Genomic DNA, 21,235 nt, shown 5'->3' with positions numbered 1-21,235 from the left:
CATTTATCGATTAGTGGCCTGAAGCTTTCGATAAACCACCGATTTTCTTTTTCAGTGACTTACTTTCATCATTTAAACCGACATACTGGACGTTTACTTCATTTTGTTCGAATTTCATTTCTATTTTATCTAGAGCACCTACCGCAGAATCGTCCCACAAGTGAGCATGGGTTAAGTCAATTTCCACTTCCTTAATATCATCTTGAAAATTAAATTTGTCTACAAAATCATTAACAGATGCAAAGAAAATTTGACCATCTACTTTATATATTCTTTTCTGTCCTTCTACCGCAATAATCTGGGTTACTTGTACCTTGGATATTTTCGCTGCAAAGAAAATCGCACTTAACAGCACGCCTGCTAGTACACCAATAGACAAGTTGTGAGTCATCACCACAGACAGAACTGTTACAACCATTACAACTGCATCTGTTCGTGGTACTTTGTGAAGGGTGGTGATGGATGACCAGTCAAAGGTACTAATGGATACCATAAACATGACTCCTGCTAAAGCAGCCATTGGAATACGGACGACAACATCTCCTAAAACAAATATTAAAAATATTAAGAAGATACCTGCCACAAACGTGGACAGCCTTCCACGTCCACCTGATTTGACATTAATAACAGATTGTCCGATCATAGCACAACCAGCCATACCTCCAAAAAAGCCTGTTACAATATTAGCAATCCCTTGTCCTCGACTTTCTTGATTTTTATTACTTTCAGTGTCTGTCATATCATCCACTATATTAGCTGTTAGCAATGATTCTAATAAGCCTACTACTGCTAATGAAAGGGAATAAGGAAAAATGATAGCTAATGTTTCAAAATTTAATGGAATGTCGGGAATGAGAAATGCTGGCAAATCAGAACTTAAATTGCCTAAATCACCTACACTTCGAACGTCAAAACCAAAATATAAAGAAATAGCAGTTACAGCAATAATAGCTACCAAAGTTGATGGAACCACTTTTGTTATTCTAGGAAAAAGGTATATGATAGCAAGTGTCAATGCAACTAGGACATACATCACGAATCCTTCCCCTTTGAAATGGTCAAGTTGCGCTGTAAAAATCAGGATAGCAAGTGCATTGACAAACCCTACCATCACGGAACGTGGAACAAATTTCATCACCGTTGCTAATTTAAAAACACCAAATACAATTTGAATAATTCCTGTTAGAATTGTTGCTGCAAATAAATATTGCAATCCGTGATCAGCAACTAAATTCACCATTAATAATGCCATTGCTCCCGTTGCTGCTGAAATCATTCCAGGTCTTCCTCCTACAAAGGAAATGATAACGGCCATACAGAAGGAAGCATATAAACCAACCATTGGATCGACACCAGCAATAATAGAGAAGGCTATAGCCTCTGGAATTAATGCTAACGCAACAACAATACCGGACAATATATCACCTTTTATATTGCTGAACCAATCCTGTCTTATTTTCGATAAGTTCATGAAGCACCTCTTTCTATTCGTTTACTCTCAGATCGCATCTGAGAAACTTGCCGTAATGAACAAATCGAATCATACCATAATTACGCCAATCATTAAACCAGTAAAAAAACGCATTTATGTTCATTTTTCTCTATTATTCTTTTATTTTCGTATGTATAATCCTGTTTTGTGTAAACAGGAAAATGGACTTTTTAAGTTAAAAAGAAGACTGCCATAATAGCAGCCATCCTTCTGAAGAATTACCCAAATAACTTCCCCCATGTTTTAGGTCCAACAATCCCATCTACTTTTAGACCATTTCGTTGTTGGTATTCTTTCACCTTTTTTTCTGTTTGTGTTCCGAAGATACCATCTGCCTTTGCAAACACCCGGCGCTGAATAATTCGTACAACGTCGCCTCTGCTACCATTTTTAATGATGCCGGGATAATTAGATACTAAGGTAGTTTGTTTGTCTAGCTTGGCATTTGTGTTGGGTCCTACAATCCCATCAACCGCCAGATTTTCTGCCGATTGAAAGGAACGAACAGCAGATTCTGTTTCTTGCCCAAATACACCATCTGCACCGTATTTAGGTAGTGCGAAACCTAATTTTATTAAATCACGTTGTAATTTTCTTACCACTGAACCTGAGTCTCCAGTTTCCAGAAGGCCATCCAGATCAAAATTATTCAAATACGGAATCGGATTGAGTGTAGATGACTTCTTATCAGGACGATAACCATATGGCGGTTTTGCTTCTACTATTTTCCTCACTTCATAATGTAAATGTGATCCTGTCACGTAACCTGTACTTCCCTGATAACCTATCACTTGATTTTGCGCAATTGTTTGCCCTTTCGTTACCACCACTGAATCTAAGTGTGCATACATTTGCTCCCTGTTATTACGATCTCTTAGCAAAACTACATTTCCATATCCGCCCAAGCCTGTACCATTATTTCCAAAACCTGCATAAATTACGGTACCAGAAGTAAAAGCTGAAATTGGCGCCTTGTGGTACTTCACTAAATCTACACCAGAATGAAAATCACTACTGCTGGATATAGGATGTGACCGATTTCCATACGGACTAGTAATCGTATACCCTTTAAACTTTGCCATATTATTTCCTCCTTTTTATATTTTTCCATCTCTATGATAAGTCTGTTTTACAATTTGATGACTGAACACTGCCATGCCAGTTACTATGACTCCATCTGCCATAGATTGTATGGTCCATCCATACAAATTGCCTGACGCGAGTATGCCTATACACAGCAAAATCCAAATAATCAACCAATCAGGAATAAAGGGTGTTCTTTTGCAGGCATAACCGATAAACCATAGTGCAGGCACTATGAAATAGAAATCTTCTTTTAAAGCATATAAAATTTCTGGCATCCTGAACACCTCCTCTGATTTGATAATGAGTCTTCACTCACGAAAGCATTCGATAAATGATCGGCTCACTGTAGTTTATGCGATAGTTCCTGAAGTTGCTTTGGCATTTGACATGTAATCCTCTCATTACTATAATCAGTGGAATGTGTACAAAAGTAGTTAACAATTTTCATATTCTGATGATTATTTAACTACAATTAGGGTACAAGAAGTGTATATTCATTAACAGAAATTAGAAATCCATAACTAAATTGAAAGGGGGAACTTGTCAGCTATCCTATTGCTGACATACATATGACAACTAATCAATTAGACAAAAAAGCAGGAAAAATAGGATTTGTTTTTATCGCTTCGGCAATTTTAGTGGCGATATTTGTATTATGGGGCGCACTTTCTCCAAGCTCATTAAGTGATGCTGCCAGTACTGGACTAGAATGGATGATCACCAATTTCGGATGGTTCTATATGCTCATTACTGCACTATTTGTGCTTTTCGTTATTGTATTGGCATTAAGTCCTTACGGTAAAATACGACTTGGCAAGCCGGATGACAGACCTGAATATTCTTGGTTTTCCTGGATCGGAATGCTTTTTGCTGCCGGAATTGGAGTTGGCTTTGTTTTCTGGGGTGTTGCCGAACCTGTACTTTATTATATGGATCCTCCACTCGGTTATGAACCCGGCACAAGGGAAGCGGCTCTTGCAGGTTTACGTTACGGATCTTATCACTGGTCACTGCATCCATGGGCAATATTCTCGATTGTAGGGATGACTCTAGCCTACGTACAGTATCGTAAAGACCGTCCTGCCTTAATCAGCTCCGCTTTTTATCCAATGCTAGGAGATCGTGTCAACGGCTGGGCAGGAAAAACAATTGATACGCTAGCTGTTATCGCTACTTGTACAGGGGTTGCAACGACTTTCGGTTTAAGTGCGATGCAGATTACTGGCGGGTTATCTTATATTACGCCAATTCCGAACACTCCTTGGACACAACTCGTTATCATTTGTGTTGTGACTGTATTGTTTTTAATATCAGCAGCCAGAGGGTTGGATAAAGGGATCAAAATATTAAGTAATGCCAACCTCGTTGTAGCAGGACTACTGCTTTTATTTGTTATCATAGTAGGTCCTACTTTGTTTATTGCGGAAAGCTTCGTTACCACCCTCGGTGGATATATAACAAATGTTGTACCAATGGCATTAACGTTAACACCATTTTCTGAAAGTGAATGGCTCGGAACCAATACAATTTTCTTTTGGGCTTGGCATATATCATGGGCTCCATTTATGGGGATTTTCATTGCCAGAATATCGAAAGGACGTACCATTCGAGAATTTATGGCAGGTGTTTTAATTGTACCTTCATTATTAGCGCTCCTTTGGTTTACAACTTTTGGAGGTACCGGTTTAAATGTTGAAATGTATGGTGCTGGTGGACTTAATGAGTTAATCAACTCAGATGTTGAATTAGCCCTGTTTGCGATGTTAAATGAGTGGCCATTAAGCTTCATAACCAACACTTTAGCAATAATCTTGATTTTGATTTTCTTTATCACTTCAGCCGATTCTGCTTCCTTTGTGCTTGGATCGATGACTTCGAACGGTGATTTGGAACCGAAAATGTCAGTAAAAGTGGTCTGGGGACTATTAATTGCAGGTGCAGCAAGCGTGTTATTGTTTAGTGGCGGTGGTGGACTCAATGCATTACAAACCGCTTCCATCATAGCTGCTTTACCGTTCGCGATCATCATGATACTCATGATCATATCGATCGCCATCACACTGGGCAAAGATTGGAAGATAGATCAGCGGTTGAAAAGGCGCAGAAGAGAAAAACGGGTCAAAAGTGAATTCAAAAATGAATTTACCGAGGATTTTAAAGATGAGTTCATTGATAATGTTCGTAATGATGTAAAAGACGACTTATATCAAGATATGAAAAGCGATTTTTATGAAGATTTTAAAGATGAATTGTATGATGATTTCAAAGATAAGATTTATGATGAGATCAAAGATGAAATCATTGAGAAAATCACGGAAGACGACGATAAACAACACAAATAATACCTCTTCTTAAGCATATTCCTTTTCTGAGGCATGTATTTATGTCAGAATAGGATAGAATTCAAAGTGAGGTGTTATCATGCAAATTGAAATTTGGTCAGATTTTGTATGTCCTTTTTGTTATATAGGTAAAAAAAGACTTGAACAAGCGATTGAACGCTTTCCACATCCGATTGATGTAACCATAGATTATAAAAGTTTTGAACTTGATCCTGATACACCTAAGTATGCAGGAGGAAATATACATGAAATGTTAGCGAAAAAATACAATATGTCTTTAGATCAGGCAAAGCAGGCTAATCAGCAGATCGGTGAACAAGCAAAAGCTGTCGGCTTGGATTTTGTTTTTGACACTATGAAGCCTGGTAATACGTTTGATGCTCATCGTATCAGTAAATATGCAGCAACGATAGATAGAGAAGCAGAATATGTTGACACGATGCTTTACAATTATTTTACGTTATCAAAAAATCTAAGTGACAAAGAGACATTACTTGCCATTACAGACGAATTAGCTTTTAATCATGATGAGGTTGCAGCTATTCTCGAAGATGAAGCAAGCTATGCAAATGACGTCAGAAATGATGAAGAAACAGCTAGAAGCTTAGGTGTAACTGGCGTACCATTCTTTGTCTTCAACAAAAAATATGCTATTTCAGGTGCGCAACCAATTGAAACATTTATGCAAGCAATTGAGAAAGTAATGGAAGAAGAAAAAAAACAGCCATTTGAAAGTCTAAATACAGAGCAAGGCAGCTATTGCGACGGAGACGGTTGCAAATAAACTTGAAACAAATCAAACGGGCTTGATATCTCATAAAAGGTATCAAGCCCGTTTTTTGTATTTAAGAGTACATCTTATCAGTTTTTATAATAATTACTTCCTTAAAATCTTTTCCATCGCTTTTCCTTTTGCTAACTCATTTATCAGTTTATCCAAATAGCGAATCTCCTGCATCAATGGTTCTTCGATATCTTCTACTCGCACACCGCAGATAACACCTTTGATTAGATTACGTGAAGGATTCATTTGGGGAGCTTCCGAAAAAAAGTTCTCAATGTTTGTCTTTTTTTCCAGATGCGCATCTAACTCTTCCTGACTATAACCTGTCAACCAACCAATAATTTCATCGACTTCTGCTTTTGTACGACCTTTTTTTCTCCGTTTTCGTAATATAATGAGGATAGACAGCTGCGAAACTCATCGTATAGATCCTATGTTTAGTCATCATACACCCTTCAGGAATGATAGTGGATTTTCTTCAGAAACAAGTATATTAAATTGATTGTATCAAACTTTTTTTCAAAACTACAATAAGTGTGGACTTAAGTTTTCATGACTTTCCTATAGTTCTATAGTCTTGTATTTTTACAAAAAATTAAAAAAATAATTTCTTATCGTATATTTAGTCCGTTTAATGTTATAATCATATTGTACTATTACTTTTTTATTATTCAGCTTATAATTTGTAAAGATTCATTACTTTTGTAAGCACTTACTAAATTATTAAATGCGGAGGATGGACGATGGCGAAGAAATGGAAAGGAAAAAACAAGCTGGGGATCAGGAAAACCAAGGACTTTCTTAACTCAACAAGGAATAAACTCTCTTTTTTTAGCAAGAAAAAAATGAAAGCGGATAATAATGTTGTGGAGACAGAATCAGCTGTAAATCACGCTACAGTGTCCAAAAAACATTCTATCAGCAGAAAAATTCTATTTAATATTTTATCTACGGTATTAATCAGTGTATGTATTGTAGGTATTGCTTCCTATTTTATTTCAAATGCAATTATAAAAGAAAAAGTGACGGAAGCTTCGGAACAGACGATTACACAATCAGCCGATAAACTGGACTATTTAATTAATCAGTATAAAAATCGTGTTACCGAAATATTAATGGCAGATAACTTCAGTAATACGTTAAGTGAACTTGATACGTATGAAAAAACAAATAATTTCGATTATTTTTCCTTAAAAAGTAAAGTAGATGATGCCTTGACACAAATTACCACGGTGGATAGTAACGTCAGTCTATACTTGTTACATACTGAAAAAGAACGTATTATCTCCTCAACTCAAACGATTAGTGAGGAAGAAATTTTTGCTAATGACTGGTATAAAGAAGCAGTTAATTATGATGGACCGACAGCATGGATTGGCGGTTTAAGCAAAGGGGTATCCGGAACAAGCGAAGAACCAACGATTTCATTTGCTCAGAAGTTACGAATAAGTGGTACAGATTATATATTAATCGTTGAATTAACCCCTGCCGTGTTCGCCACTGCACTGGAAGGAGTCCAGTTCGGTGAAGATGGAGATGCTAATATTGTTGATACTAATAACCAAATCGTCTTCTCTCAAGATTTAGAAAAAATCTCAAAAGACTATCCTTATGAAGTAGACTTTAAGACTGAAGCGAACATGATAAACGATGATGGACAATTAGTGTTCCAAAGTGCTTCGGAAGCATCTGACTGGTATTTAGTTGGATCCGTTTCCCAAAAAGCATTAACGAAGGACACAGCGTATATCTTTTACGTGACAATCGGGATCATCCTGTTAGCTGTTATAATATCCATATTTATCGCCCGAAGGACAGTCAAGTTAATTGCTAGTCCGATTGCGACCATTTCAGATCAAATGGCATCTGCTAAAAACGGTGATCTTACCGTCCGTTCGCAGGCAGGAAGTCGTAAGGACGAAATTGGTTTACTTGCGAGCAGCTTTAATGAAATGTTAGAAAATATTGGAGTAATGATGAATCAGACGAGAACATCTGCTAATAAAGTACTGGAAGCCGCAATCGAGTTAACAGATATCTCACAAATGCAATCCCAGTCCGCTAAAGAGGTTGCTGCAGCGTCAGAGGAAATAGCCAGCGGTGCCACCGGATTAACTGACGAAGCAGAAAGAGGCAACACATTGGCAGCTAGCATTCATGATGAAGTAGAAAACGTCTATCAAAATAATGGCGTCATGGAAAATCATGCAGTAGAAGTATTGGAACGCAGCCATGAAGGTTTAGAAAAAATGAATGAATTAGTAGTAAAGACTAAAGATGGAGAACAAATGACCAATGCTTTAGCGGCAAAAGTAGACACGTTGAAAGAAAGTACAGAACAAATCAACCAGGTGATGGAAATGCTGACTAATATTGCGCAGCAAACAAATTTACTTTCTTTGAATGCAGCAATCGAAGCAGCACGTGCTGGTGAAGCTGGACAAGGGTTCGCGGTCGTGGCGGATGAAATTAGAAAATTATCCACCCAATCGAAGGATTCCATTGATAAAGTCGATGAAATCACGACAGGTATTGTTAATGAAGTAAATGAAACATTACAAGTCTTAGAAGCTGCGACCCCACGATTTAAAGAACAGGTAATACAAGCAGAAGATACACAATTAATCTTAAATGGTGTTGGAGACAGCATGAGCACCTTTACTGGAAAGATACAGGAAGTGACCCGGTCGATTCAGCAATTACGCGAATCTCAGGAAGTGTTAACATCCACTATCCATCAAGTCAGTGCAACTGCGGAAGAGTCCAGTGCCATTAGCGAGGAAGTTTCTGCAACAACTGAAGAACAGTTAAAAGTAAGTGAATCACTGGTTACAACCTCTGACCAGCTAAAAGAATTATCCGAAGAGTTACAAAATATGATGCGTAAGTTTAAAATATAATAAAAATTTGCAGCAGTAAGAAAAACCGGGCTTAATCCCGCCCGGTTATTGGGGGATTATTTCTACAATTCAAAGGTTCCGATTACGTTGATCGGAACCTTTTTGATTTGAGTTTTAACTGATTTCATATCACACCGAATGACTAAAGAACTATTATTTTAAAACAACACGGGAGCTAACTCTGGAGTATGTATTAGTCTAAGTACTCCCCACCTGGATAAAGCGTTACAGAATAATCCCGTTTCGTTTGTGTTAATCCGTGAATCGCAGTTTGTGTTAATCCGTGAATCGCAGTTTGTGTTAAATCCACCTGACTGTTTCCATAAACATAAGCAGTCGTTTGATCATAGACAATAACCTGGGTATAACCAGAACCGGTTAAATCACCATAACAGATATAACCATCAACAGGAAAACTAGTCACAACATTTTGATAGCCATCATAAATCGTTGGAGGAACACCTCCACCACGGCGATAAGCGATAATATAATCCAGCTCATGGTCATCCCAATTGCGGATCGTATCAATAATTGTTAACCATCCACCTGTTTTTCGGTCTTCCTTCCAAATCTCGTTCCCATCTGCGTCTAATAAAAAGATGCCATCTCTACCGTCGGAAGCATGTTTCCCACGGATAATCCGATCCAAACCAGCTACTTGCAACCCATCCACATCATTTCGAAATTTACCTAAACAGACATGCTGCGACTCAATTGATCCATCATAGCGCCAACATTCATTACCATGCCAATCATAAAGTACGGTTACACTGCCACCTATGACTAACTGATATTGATCACTTTCTGCCTGTACTTTACCTACCCAAATACAATCTGCGTGCTCATCTAAATCATGACAAGACCAAAGCAGCTCACCGTCCGCACTTAGAAAATCATAGCCAGCCATCACTTCGTCTCGCCCATCTTGATTGAAATCGAAAACCCAGGGAAAGTGTCCTATGTTGCCTTTGTGCGTCCAAAGCAACTCAAATTGATTATTAAGCACCCACATTTGATGATAACGATCTTTCAAAATGATATCCTGTGGATACGAATGTCCAGACACATTGGCAATAACAATACAATCATGGGCAAACCTATCAGGTAAGACGTGTTGATTTTTCGTCACGCCAGTTTTCCCATTAATCATCAGAAATCGATCCTTCATCACACAAAGAACTTCATTACTACCGTCACCATCAAGATCATAAATTTGAATCGGATAATCACTGCCAGGTCCGCCAGGTTGTTCACTAGGCGTACCAACTTGCCATAACATCGTACCATTCAAATCAAATGCAGTCATCGCCTCCACCTGGTGTGGCACATAACGATCATCAATCCCACCATTCGGTTGTACCATCAGTACATCCATTCTTCCATTGCCCGTCAAATCACCTAGATACATTTTGCAGTTTTTCCCTGCTTTCGATAAATCGAGTGTCGCTAGTAAATTCGCTTCCTTTGTTTTTGCTGTCATGCACTACTAACCTCCATTATAAAGCTTCTGTTTCCTGAAGCTGCTCTTGTTTTATTTCCAATCGCAAAAAAGTTCGATGAGCAATCCACATGATGACTAAACTAGATAAACTCCCTCCGAAGAAGAAGAGAAATACCGGTAATTTAAAAAATAAATAGTATAAAGTTAAACATGCTGAGACGAGATAAATCGTTCGGATAGGGGAATAGACCGTTATCAGGATCGCATTTTTTACGTAATTATATAATTTGTTGTCGTAATGTACATACATTGGAAAAATATAAATCACCATTATCCCTAGTACAATAGATACAAAGATCAATACTTTCTCCATTACTTGTTGCAGCGCTGCATTATCCAGCTGTAAAAAATGAAAATTAATATATAGCATGTAAGCAAACAGCAAAATAAGTATTCCTAATCCGTTTGCGCGAATAAATTCTTTTTTGTAAGTCCGCCAAAATACTTTAAATGCAGGAATATCTTCTTCCCCTTGCGACCATCTTCTAAAAATGGTGAACATGGCAACCGTACTTGGTCCAAAACCGAATACCACAGCACCAGCTAATGTAAAGCACACCCACAAAAAATTCACATATAACAGAAGCAGTACAGTTTCTCCGAAAAAATAAAATTTGCTGATAAAGCCATTCCCCAACATGATGATCCTCCTATTCTGTTACCATTCGTACTTTTTTCACTGATAAATTCGCATAAGCTGCTTTCATCGGAGCCATTTGACGAAATCCGATTTTTCCACCTTGATAAACGGGACCATAAGTTGATCCATCATCCTCCCACTCTAATACAAGCAAATCATTAATATAAAAGAAGACATACTCGTTATATTTAATGAGTTTCATATGATAAGGAGAGATAGCATCATCTACTGGTGGCAATGGATCAGCCGCTTGCGTGACTAAATGAAATCCATGACTTTTCCGTAAATTACATGTGCGAAAGGCTCTTTCTTCTGCATGCTTATGTCGAAAATAGGATAAATGTAACGTGTTGATCGCTCCAGAATGATAATCAGGATAATAGCCAGTTCGCTTTGGAAGGGATGGATCGAACAAATCTTTATCCTCTCTCCCTTTTGCTGCAAAAAACAACATACACAGACCAGGTTCTTCTAATGGGTAAAAATCCCATTCAATCATAATTCGATCAGGAAACTCAACAGGGCACCACAGTAGCCAGTGAGCATGATCACCATGTTTATCGGGATCCAACGTATTCTCCAGCAATAGTTTATCGTTCCATGTCGTCTTTTTTACTTGACCTTCTGTTATCCAATCTTCTACTGCAGCTTCCCCTATCAGACTATTTTCATAAATTATTTCTTCTACTTTAAACATGATTGATTCCCTCCTTAACATCCTCATAGAAAGACGGAAACAAACAACTACCTGCCCTGCCCTGTTTGATAGTCATTTGTTCTAATCTTTCTTTTCCCGGGCAGAATAATGTTGTAATCTTCTGCCCGAGCTAACTTTTATACATTGGTATTATCCTTTCACAGAGCCTAGCATGACACCTTTGGCAAAGTGTTTCTGTAAGAATGGATAAAATAATAATATCGGAACCGTCGCAACCACAATAACGGCAAGTTTCACGGACTCTTCAGGCGGTTCATACAAGGAAGCTTCCTGCAGATCACCTAAACCAGTGTTTGCTACCATGACTAATTGTTGTAATAATAATTGAATCGGCCATTTCGTCGTATCGGTCAAATACAATAATGCCTGGAAGAAATCATTCCAGTAAAATACAGCATAGAACAAGGTAAATGTTGCGATAACTGGTTTCGATAATGGCAGCATGACACGCCAAAATGTTTGAAACTCAGTACAACCATCAATTTTTGAAGCATCTTCTAATTCTTCAGGTAATTGTTGAAAGAATGTTTTTACGATGATCAAGTTAAAAGGATTAATCGCAAGTGGCAGTATCAGTGCCCAAATCGAATCCAGTAAACCTAAACCTTTTACAAGTAGATAGGTAGGAATCATTCCCCCACTAAATAACATTGAAAATAAAATCAGGTTCAAAATTAAATTTCGTCCTACCATCGTTTTTCTTGATAATGGATAAGCCATTGTCAATGTTAGAATCATACTGATCACTGTTCCTACTACCGTTACCAGGATCGATACACCTAAGCTGCGCAGGACGGCATTCGTTGAAAAAATATAATCATAGGCATTGGTTGTAATTTCATTTGGTATGATAAAAAACGATCTGGTCGCAAGCTCTGATTCCGTTGCAAATGAACCACCAACAACATATAGAAAGGGAACGACGGTGACAATCCCTACAATTGCTAAAAATACGTGATTAAAAATATCAAAAACCCTACCTGGGCCAGTATTATGCATACGGTGCATGTTTCATACCTCCAGTTCCATTCGTTCAATTTCTAATTTAAAATAACCCACTCTCGCCAACCTTCTTCGCTAATCTGTCTGCACCGACTATTAATACGATACCGACAATCGATTTAAACAAACCTACTGCCGTACTATAACTGAATGCCCCTTCCGTTATACCGACAAAATAAACATACGTATCAAATACATCGGCAACGCTACGGTTTAACGAGTTTGACATTAAGTAGATTTGTTGAAAACCTGTATCTAAGAAGTTACCAAGTCGCAAGATTAACAAGATTACAATAGTACTGCGTAAAGCCGGTAAAGTTACGTGCCATAGTCTACGGAATCGACCAGCACCATCAACGATTGCAGCTTCATATTGTTCTTGATCGACACTAGCTAATGCTGCTAAGAAAATAACGGTACCCCAGCCCGTTTCTTTCCACATGATTTGTCCGATGATCATCGGTCTAAACCAATCCGGACTAGACAGGAAATTCACTTCTTTACCAATTAAACCAGAAAGTAATTCGTTAACGACACCACCACCAGTAGTTAAGAAAACATAGCTGACACTGGCAATGATTACCCAAGACATAAAATGCGGGACGTATACTAAAGTTTGTAAAGTACGCTTATAGAAACTTAATCTAATTTCATTTAGCATTAACGATAAAATGATTGGAGCTGGAAAAAAGAACACCAAATCATAAAGTGCTAAAATAAACGTATTTCTCAGTAATCGTAAAAAGTCTGGATTGGAAAAGAAATATTGAAAGTGTTCAAATCCGACCCATTCACTTTCCCATACACCAAGAAAGGGTGAATAATCCTGAAAAGCGATGACAATCCCCCACATCGGGACATATTTAAATAAAATAAAGTAAATTAACCCAGGCAGAACCATGAAATAGAGCCATTTTTCCTTTAGGATTTGATTCCATTTACTTTTCTTTTTAGGCTGATCTACTGTTTGCTCTTGTACATTTTCCATCGAATCCCCTCTTACTCTAAAATTTGAATGTCTCATGCTGATAAGGATAAAAGCAGGCCATCCAACCTGCTTTTATCATCTTATCTGTTCAGCATCGATTATTGAGCATCCTGATGTAGTTGGTTGATTTCTTCCATGTACTCTGTACCACCAGAGCTCTTCCAGCGTTCCACTGCTTCCTCAAGTCCAGCTTCGTCAATTTGACCGACAATATATTTAATACGAGCATCGATAATGATATTGTCCAGCTGTTGACCTTTCTTCGAATAAACATCCGAAATATATGATTCTGCTGGATTCGGTACGACGATATCTTCATTCTCGACTTTTAAATTCTCTTCTAACTCACGTAAAGGAGTTGATTCTGCTTTTAGTGACTTAGGTTCTGGAAGGTACATAAGCATTTGGTTAAAACCGTCTACTTCTGCTTTAAGAGCCGCATCATCAGCTAGCTTAGATTCGTATTTTCCATCAACGATTTCATAATGTTGTCCTTCGATACCATTTTCTGCTAGAATTTGTGCTTTTTCATCATTCATTTTGTCAAGAAAATCTAATACTTGCTTCAATTCTTCTTCAGACTTTACTGATGTTTTCGATACTGCCAACATACCAGAGTATCCAGAAGTTGGTAAATTGTGTACTCCTGCATCTGTTTCTACCGTTTTTATTACGGTAATTGGATCCTCGTTGTCCGGATTTGCATCCACGATTTTCTCTTGAATACGGTGACCCTCATCAAGTACATTGACCTGAACCCCCGCTTCACCAGCTACAACTGGTTCCGACCATTGTGCAGGGTCCATTACCGCAAAGTCTTCGTTGACAAGCCCTTCATCATACAATTTTTTGAAGAAATCTAAGGCTTCCATATAGTTATCATCCATAAAGGCTGGATAAAGCTCTCCATTTTCGTCTTCACCCCATTTATTAGGTACGCCGAACCATGTTTGCATTACATCCCATGGGCCTTCATATTTGGAAACTACCATACCGTACGTATCATCTTGTCCATTTCCATCAGGATCTTCTTCTTTAAACGCTTTTAACATATTATAGAATTCATCAACCGTCTTCGGTTCTTCTAACCCTAAATTCTCTAGCCAGTCTTTGCGGATAATTACACCATTTCGTCCTAAATCACGTGCACGGTATATACCATAAACCTTGCCATTAATAGAACTATTATTTAAGATGATATCATTTGCTTGACTTAAGTTCGGATAATCTTCTAAATAAGGTCCTAACTCCCAGAATGCTCCATCTTCTACTGCACTAATAAAACTTGGCGATTTACTAGGTACATACATCACATGCGGAAGATCTCCGGAAGATAACGTAATGTTAAACTTATCCTCCAAGTTACTGTTTGGCACCCATTCCATTGTGATTTCTTTATTCGTGTACTCCTCAATTTTCTTTAATACAGGACTTTCATCTGTTGGAGGTTCTGTAGAAAAAGTTGGTACGAAAACACGCAAATTCATTTTTTCACCAGAGCTTTCTCCATCTGAATCTCCACCTGAATCATTGCCTGCTGTTTCACTATCATCACTACAACCAGCGACTAATAAAATCCCTACGACTAAAAATGCTAAAATAACGTAACGAAACCATTTTGCTTTCATCTTGACCCTCCCATAGTTTGACAAGTTTTTGACGAGCACATTACTTATTTCTTTTTTTTGCCTTTCATCATCCACCCTTTCTTCATTGAAATTTGGAAAGGAAGTAATGTGTGTCGATGAACCAAATATAAAACGCTTTCATTTTTCCATCAATATTCAATTTTTGTCTGGCTCCCAATTTGTATCGATCTACCTAGTGTTATAAGGGTTTACATTAGAAAAATATCACTTTTATAGCGGATTAACACTTTCTTGCACAGTACCGCGAAACGCTTGTATGGAGGTGGTTCTCCGTATCCATGCAAAATTGTATGTATTGTCATTGCTTTAAAAGAAAGAAAATCCCCCTACTTTGCTGGTAAGGGGTATAAAAATCCTCAGGCTGTAACAATCAAGTGCAATTGTTTCGCAATGATTGCAGCAATTTGGTTCGCACCTTGTTCTGTAAAATGAGTATAATCTGTTCCATTTACATCTACCATATAGTAGGTTGTAGCTTGGTCCAATCCAACATCTGTCAGATGTGCAATGCTCAGCGACATTAAATCCAGCAAGATACATTCTTCCTCTTCCGCTACTTCTTTCATTGCATTACAATAATCGTTGAAATCTATTAAAAATTCACCTAATACATAATGCAAGCGTGCCACTGGCGTAATCAGGACTGGAGTGGCATAATGAGATCTCGCTACTTCGATATATTGTTTTAAATATTGCTTATAATCTGTGTAGGGATCGGTGTATCTTTCCGGTTTTTGTATTGTTGCATCATTATGACCCATTTGGATCAGCAGATAATCACCTTTTTGTATTTCTTTTTCGATATCTTTTAATCTACCTTCTTCAATGAACGTTCGTGAACTCCTGCCACCTATGGCGTGATTGCAAATCGTGTATTCTGGTAAATATTCGGGCAAAAATTGCCCCCATCCCGCTTGGGGTGCTTGCTCTTTTGTATAGGTTTGGCAAGTAGAGTCACTTGCCAAAAAAATACTCGAATTCATTTACTCATTCCTTTTCCCTATTATTTTTATTGGCCCGACTAATCCTGATGGCAATAATTGCTGATCCATCTTATTTGCACTGTTGTTGGTAACAAAAACGTGCAAAGTGTTCTTTCCATCCAACAAATAATCAGATGAGAATGTCACGTCATAAGGGGACCACATTTTCACCTTTGATGGTGAATCGTTAAGCGTTACTTCCGCTATTTCATGGACTTCTCCAAGGTCAATAACAATTTCCTCGACATCTTCACCGTCATATTCAAAGCAGAATAGATATTCCATTGTACCTGAGAAGTACCGCAATTCTTCACACATACTCCAGTCCAACAGTTCTGAACGATTCCATGCACCCTCTTTGTTTTGGGGTTGTAATGTAGACGTCCATTCCTCAGTGACAGCTTTTCTTTTTGCCCTCGTTTCAATCGTGCCATCTTCATGACCAACTGCCCATATAATGGATTCTCTTCTCGGAAGATGTAAATAGTAGTCATTGTCATCTAATTTCATCAGTAAACTTCTTTCACCTGTCCAAGGGTTCCATTCTTCAACAGGTTGATCTGTCACAAATTGGATGCCGCCTTTATAGTTGGATTCTCCTTCATTTGTCATAAAGTAAAACAGTCGACCACCTTTATTAATTTTCGTTATTCGAATGTTTTGATGATCTCCTGTTAGTTCAGTATAACGATGCATGGCTAACTGTTCTGCTAACTTCTTATTATCGTCACTGGTTACATAAATTGTTTCAAAGTCTGGTTGCTGAAGTGTGTCGGAAACAACATAGACTTTGCCGCCTTGATCAGCAAAAAGCTTTAATTGTTTCAAAACACTGCTATCAAGCTGTGACCATTCCATATCATCCACTAAGACAGCTTGATAGCTTTGATCACCAATCACTAGCCGCCCATTTTCTACCGTAACCTTCTCGTCTTTAAATAACGATTCATGTACATAGTTAAATTCAATTTGATTTTGATAAAAAGCAGCTGCCACTTTCCATGGTAAATAATGGTCCAGTGCCAAAATTGCTATACCTGCTTGGTTAACACTATCTGTCATCAGCCAGCTTATCCGTTTGATATAAGTACTGAAATAGGAATAGTATGGCCACCACACATTATTCAATCCTACATCTGGCGGACGTTCATGGCTTCTTTCTCTACCCTCAACGGAATAGTAAAAGGCGTGAGGGCAAAACAAGTTAACGCCTCTTACCGCTAACCAATCGGTATACCATTTCATATCAGATGCAGATAAATTCCAACTGTTATCCACCCCACAAACACCGAGATATTCATTTAAATTTCTTCTGCGGCCATAATGCCTGGCCGCATCACTGCCACACTTACCAGCAGTGGTGTGTTCACCAGTAATTCCTTGATCATCTTCTGGCGCAACCCATCTCCAAACAACATCCTGACCTGGAATAGTAAAAGGCTTCAACAAACCGATATCATCACTTTTCGCAGGATGACCAGTTAAATGCAATCGATTTTCTTTACACCATTCTGCAATTGGTATGTAGTAGCTTTCGAGCATTCGTTTGTCGATTGCTTTTTGATACGTTTGCCTGATCCTAGACGTTTTCTCTCCAATATCAAAAAATAACCCAGGCAGATCTTCGACATGAAGCCCTTCATGATACAGAGAGATTTCAAAATGTTGCGTCCACGCCAGATAACCAGGCTTTGAATTTCTTCCAGTTATGTCCGGTTCATCCGTAAACATGGCAAAGATGGTATTACCAAAGTAATCCCCTACTATTTCTTTATATCTTTCATGAGTCAAATTAATGAAGGATTGCACTGCCGCCGGATTTAATAAATCTGCAGAGCGAGGTGCATGCGTCTCACCATCATCCTGTTCCGGATGTACACCACGAATCGTTCCTTCCGTATATCCTTCTATTAAAAATAGACAAGCATATTCTTCTTTTTTCCGATTGTTTGCTTGGAAGAAAGAATCGATCACTTCAGCCGGCACCACTGCTTTCTCTCGGTTAATCATAACCACTTGGGCATTTAATGGGTAGAGACATGTCGTATGGTCAACATCATATCCCTCGCTTTCATTTTTCAATGCTAAATATACAGCAACTACTCGATCATCTGACTCCAATGGGATTTCTATCGATTGATCCCAGTCATTCATCTCCTGCACCTTTAATCCTCGACTTGCAAATCGGGGTTCTTGTTCCACTACTTTCCCATTCGCAGCACCGGATGGGTACATCGCTTCATCATACAAAATCACGTGCATGTTCCGTTGATCTGCTTCCTCCACAGCGAACCGGACATATTCCATGAATTCATCTGACAAATATTTCGTCTGTTCCGGAATCCCTTTACGCGGGTGTAATACGAAGCCTTCTACCCCTTTTTGTTGAAAATCTGCTATTTGCTCCCGTAACACAGCTTTGTCCAGACGATCATTCCAAAACCAGAACGGCATTGGAGCAAACTCTGTTGCAGGTTGAAGAAATTGTTGATATAAAGCATCCACTTGTATTCCTCCTAAGTATTGCTTGCCCTCGATTTGCGATATTGACTTGGAGGCAAGCCTACATGTTTTTTAAATATCCTATTAAAATAACTATGTCTGTACCCCACTTCTTCTGCAATTTCATTTATTTTCATATTCGTTTGTAATAAAAGTTCTTTTGCTTTATCAAGTCTTAGCTTAGTTAAATAATCGATAAAATTAACACCGTGTACTTTCTTAAACGCTTTACTGATCGTATACGATGTGGCATTGACATACTCTGCACAACTCTCCAGTGATATATCTTCCATATAATGCTCTTCGATGTACGTTACGATTTTATCGACAACCATCTTCATTTCCATATTCATGTTATCTTCTAAGTAGTGAACATAGGGTGTTATGACCTGCTCGATCAGCCATTTGATTACCCATTCCATTTCACGAAGTTGTGCTAATTCTTCATACATATTCCGTCCCTTGAATAAAATGACCGGATCCACTCCTGACAGTAATATTTCGTGTTGAATGGCGCTATACAGCTGCATCATGCCAGCTTGCACACTAACTTCCTTTGTACTATTGTCGAGTAGCTGATCAAAGAATTGAAGAATCAACGTCTCTGTTTCATTAATTTTTCCTCTTCTAATCGATTGGATAATTTCTTTTTCCATTTCAAATGGATAGAATAATTGATGTCCCGTCACATTCTGTTCGACTTCATTTAACATAAGAATCTGATTCTGTTTGTGAAAATCCCGGAAACGTTTGACCCTTCCAATCTCTTCAAACAGAAAATTAATATCTTTGATTTTAGGTGTTTTTGAGCTGATCGTAATCGTGACATATCGTGCTAAGACACGGTTAATGGAAGTCGTTATGTCTTCACTAAGACTTCGTAATAATTCGGATACATTTGATATTTGATCAGGAACAATTAAAAAAATTGTCGCTGTCATGTCATATTGATTAAGAACGGCATATTGTTCTATGTACTCTTTCGTTACGTCTTCTGCAATATTTGCCATTGCAAAGGCTAGCAAACTATCATCTTCGTATTTCCTTTCTTCATTGGCAACGATCCCTGTTAATTGGATGTCGAGTAAAACAAATGACGTATTGTCCACTTTCCATCTGTAATTCTCCATTCTTCTCTTTAGAGCATATTCATCGAAATCATATAAATATCCCTTCGTTAATTGAATGAGAAAGTTTTGTCTTAATTGTGGTATCTGTTTCGTTATTCTTCGCTCTAATTGTTCACTCTCAAAGGTTAAAGTATCAATCCGGTCTCTAATTTGTTTAAATTCGTCTTTCGGGCCTTTTTGTGTCGCAGAATTTGTATTAGTAAAGCTGCTAGCTAACTTTCTGACCGGCTGATACAAACGGTTTGATACAAACCATGTTAGCAGAAACGCTAAGCCTAACACCGTAAGACTGGCAATCAGGATAACTTTAGAGATAGTGATTATCGGGGTCGTAATAGCTGATATCGGTGCAGCGGAAACATAAGTCCATTCAGAACCAACTCGATTAAAAGTACCGAATGAAACGGAGTACGTTTTGTCATCCCAATCCATTTGAAAGGAACGATCGGATTGTTGCTTATTTGCAAACATCGAGACTAGCTTACTCGTAAATGCTTGATCGTTTGTTTTCTCCGTTGACAATAATACTTCATCATTTTCGTTCATTAACAAAGTTACACCGTTACTGTATGGTGTTAACGTTTCCAATGTTTGCGTAAGGCTTTTCTTATCGAGTGAAACAACAATCGCGCCGAATGAACTATTTACAACTCCAGGTATTTGATGAGCTAGTAATAAATTATTTGCATATTCTGTCTCCTCAAACTGCTTCTCGTTGTGATACCACGATATGTTAGTTGATGATTCTAAAAAACTATGATAAGCCTCTTGCTGCTCCTGACTAGTAATTTTATTCATATACGGTGTAAACAGTACCGGACCATCGTGTGTTTCTACAAAGAGATCTACATGGCTAATCAATGGCTGACTGCCTTCAAGAATTAATAATTTCTGCATAATATCTCTTGTCGTTTGAAATTCATAAACAAAATCTGTGGTAATCAACTGATAATTAAATGTTGGTTCATACGCCCAATACGTTAATGATTCTTCCAAATAGTTTAATTGGTCATCAATATTTTGTGCGCGCTCATCTATTTCTTCTACGTGCACTTTTCGCAATTCATTTTCAGTAGAATTTAATCCAAATGTATAAATAGCAATACCTGAAATAATGCCTGGAATCGATGTAATAAAAAGAATTAATAGAAAACTTTTGCGAAAATAACTGCTTTGCCAGCGATTTAAGAACCAGTATTTCCAATTTCTCATCACTTTTTTGAAATCCATTTTCCCCACCTCACAACATTTATATTACCACAATTGTAAGCGCTTTTACACAAGGTGGGGAAAAGATTTAAAATTGTTTTACAAAACAACAACTAATCCATAGCTGCATCATGTATAAACCTACAGAAGAACTTTTGATTCTACCAAGTTAGATTTATATTAGATACAAATTATATTTACTAGCCTTGCTGTAATTTTTTGTACAAGGATACCGCTCTACAATTTTTGTAAGAGAAGCATATTGAGTGGTATCCATAAAAGTCATCTTGCTTGATAAATTGTATCGAG

Annotated in this window: 15 protein-coding genes and 1 pseudogene; 3 read left to right on the top strand and 13 right to left on the bottom strand. The window is 37.9% G+C overall.

Annotation, left to right across the window (positions count from 1 at the left end; all coding sequences use genetic code 11):
* Positions 1 to 10: 10 nt before the first annotated feature.
* From MUN88_RS13260 to MUN88_RS13250, 3 genes are all read right to left on the bottom strand, one after another.
* Positions 11 to 1,471: a SulP family inorganic anion transporter gene (locus MUN88_RS13260; RefSeq protein WP_244715793.1), complete on the bottom strand. Its 1,461-nt coding sequence runs from the start codon at positions 1,469 to 1,471 to the stop codon at positions 11 to 13.
* A gap of 239 nt (positions 1,472 to 1,710) precedes the next feature.
* Positions 1,711 to 2,574 carry a peptidoglycan-binding protein gene (locus MUN88_RS13255; protein WP_244715791.1) on the bottom strand — a complete coding sequence of 288 codons (864 nt, stop codon included), beginning with the start codon at positions 2,572 to 2,574 and terminating at the stop codon, positions 1,711 to 1,713.
* Positions 2,575 to 2,589: 15 nt separating this feature from the next.
* Positions 2,590 to 2,853 (bottom strand): phage holin family protein, encoded by a 264-nt coding sequence (locus MUN88_RS13250; protein ID WP_244715789.1) that lies wholly within the window; start codon positions 2,851 to 2,853, stop codon positions 2,590 to 2,592.
* Between the two features lie 294 nt (positions 2,854 to 3,147).
* On the opposite strand from MUN88_RS13250, the gene MUN88_RS13245 reads away from it, so the two are divergent.
* Together MUN88_RS13245 and MUN88_RS13240 are read left to right on the top strand one after the other, a co-directional pair.
* Positions 3,148 to 4,920: a BCCT family transporter gene (locus MUN88_RS13245; protein ID WP_244715787.1), complete on the top strand. Its 1,773-nt coding sequence runs from the start codon at positions 3,148 to 3,150 to the stop codon at positions 4,918 to 4,920.
* A gap of 79 nt (positions 4,921 to 4,999) precedes the next feature.
* Entirely contained in the window at positions 5,000 to 5,704 is a 705-nt protein-coding gene (locus MUN88_RS13240) for a DsbA family oxidoreductase (RefSeq protein WP_244715785.1), read from the top strand.
* 93 nt (positions 5,705 to 5,797) lie between these two features.
* Here the strand turns inward: MUN88_RS13240 and MUN88_RS13235 are convergent.
* Positions 5,798 to 6,149, bottom strand: a pseudogene (locus tag MUN88_RS13235) (DUF2200 domain-containing protein).
* A 298-nt stretch (positions 6,150 to 6,447) separates the two neighbouring features.
* Between MUN88_RS13235 and MUN88_RS13230 the strand changes: the two are divergent.
* Positions 6,448 to 8,604, top strand: coding sequence for a methyl-accepting chemotaxis protein (locus MUN88_RS13230; RefSeq protein ID WP_244715783.1), 2,157 nt, complete (start codon positions 6,448 to 6,450; stop codon positions 8,602 to 8,604).
* A gap of 193 nt (positions 8,605 to 8,797) precedes the next feature.
* On the opposite strand, the gene MUN88_RS13225 is transcribed toward MUN88_RS13230, so the two are convergent.
* The 9 genes from MUN88_RS13225 to MUN88_RS13185 form a co-directional block, all read right to left on the bottom strand.
* Positions 8,798 to 10,084 (bottom strand): hypothetical protein, encoded by a 1,287-nt coding sequence (locus MUN88_RS13225; protein ID WP_244715781.1) that lies wholly within the window; start codon positions 10,082 to 10,084, stop codon positions 8,798 to 8,800.
* Positions 10,085 to 10,100: 16 nt separating this feature from the next.
* The gene (locus MUN88_RS13220; RefSeq protein ID WP_244715779.1) at positions 10,101 to 10,745 is read right to left on the bottom strand and encodes a YesL family protein; all 645 of its coding nucleotides are present in this window, start codon (positions 10,743 to 10,745) and stop codon (positions 10,101 to 10,103) included.
* Between the two features lie 10 nt (positions 10,746 to 10,755).
* Positions 10,756 to 11,442 carry a DUF1961 family protein gene (locus tag MUN88_RS13215; RefSeq protein WP_244715777.1) on the bottom strand — a complete coding sequence of 229 codons (687 nt, stop codon included), beginning with the start codon at positions 11,440 to 11,442 and terminating at the stop codon, positions 10,756 to 10,758.
* A 150-nt stretch (positions 11,443 to 11,592) separates the two neighbouring features.
* Complete coding sequence (locus tag MUN88_RS13210; protein ID WP_244715775.1) at positions 11,593 to 12,471, bottom strand: carbohydrate ABC transporter permease; 879 nt, start codon at positions 12,469 to 12,471, stop codon at positions 11,593 to 11,595.
* Between the two features lie 37 nt (positions 12,472 to 12,508).
* Positions 12,509 to 13,453, bottom strand: a complete 945-nt coding sequence (locus MUN88_RS13205) for an ABC transporter permease (RefSeq protein WP_244715773.1) — start codon at positions 13,451 to 13,453, stop codon at positions 12,509 to 12,511.
* Positions 13,454 to 13,551: 98 nt separating this feature from the next.
* On the bottom strand, positions 13,552 to 15,081 hold the full coding sequence (locus MUN88_RS13200; RefSeq protein ID WP_244715771.1) for an extracellular solute-binding protein: 1,530 nt from the start codon (positions 15,079 to 15,081) through the stop codon (positions 13,552 to 13,554).
* A 377-nt stretch (positions 15,082 to 15,458) separates the two neighbouring features.
* Positions 15,459 to 16,085, bottom strand: a complete 627-nt coding sequence (locus MUN88_RS13195) for a rhamnogalacturonan acetylesterase (protein ID WP_244715769.1) — start codon at positions 16,083 to 16,085, stop codon at positions 15,459 to 15,461.
* Entirely contained in the window at positions 16,086 to 18,590 is a 2,505-nt protein-coding gene (locus MUN88_RS13190) for a glycosyl hydrolase (RefSeq protein WP_244715767.1), read from the bottom strand.
* 11 nt (positions 18,591 to 18,601) lie between these two features.
* Entirely contained in the window at positions 18,602 to 20,947 is a 2,346-nt protein-coding gene (locus MUN88_RS13185; protein ID WP_244715765.1) for a helix-turn-helix domain-containing protein, read from the bottom strand.
* Positions 20,948 to 21,235 lie beyond the last annotated feature (288 nt).

Origin of the sequence: Gracilibacillus caseinilyticus (assembly GCF_022919115.1) — a bacterium.
GTDB classification, from domain to species: domain Bacteria; phylum Bacillota; class Bacilli; order Bacillales; family Amphibacillaceae; genus Gracilibacillus; species Gracilibacillus caseinilyticus.
This window is presented reverse-complemented; position numbering and strand designations above follow the sequence as displayed.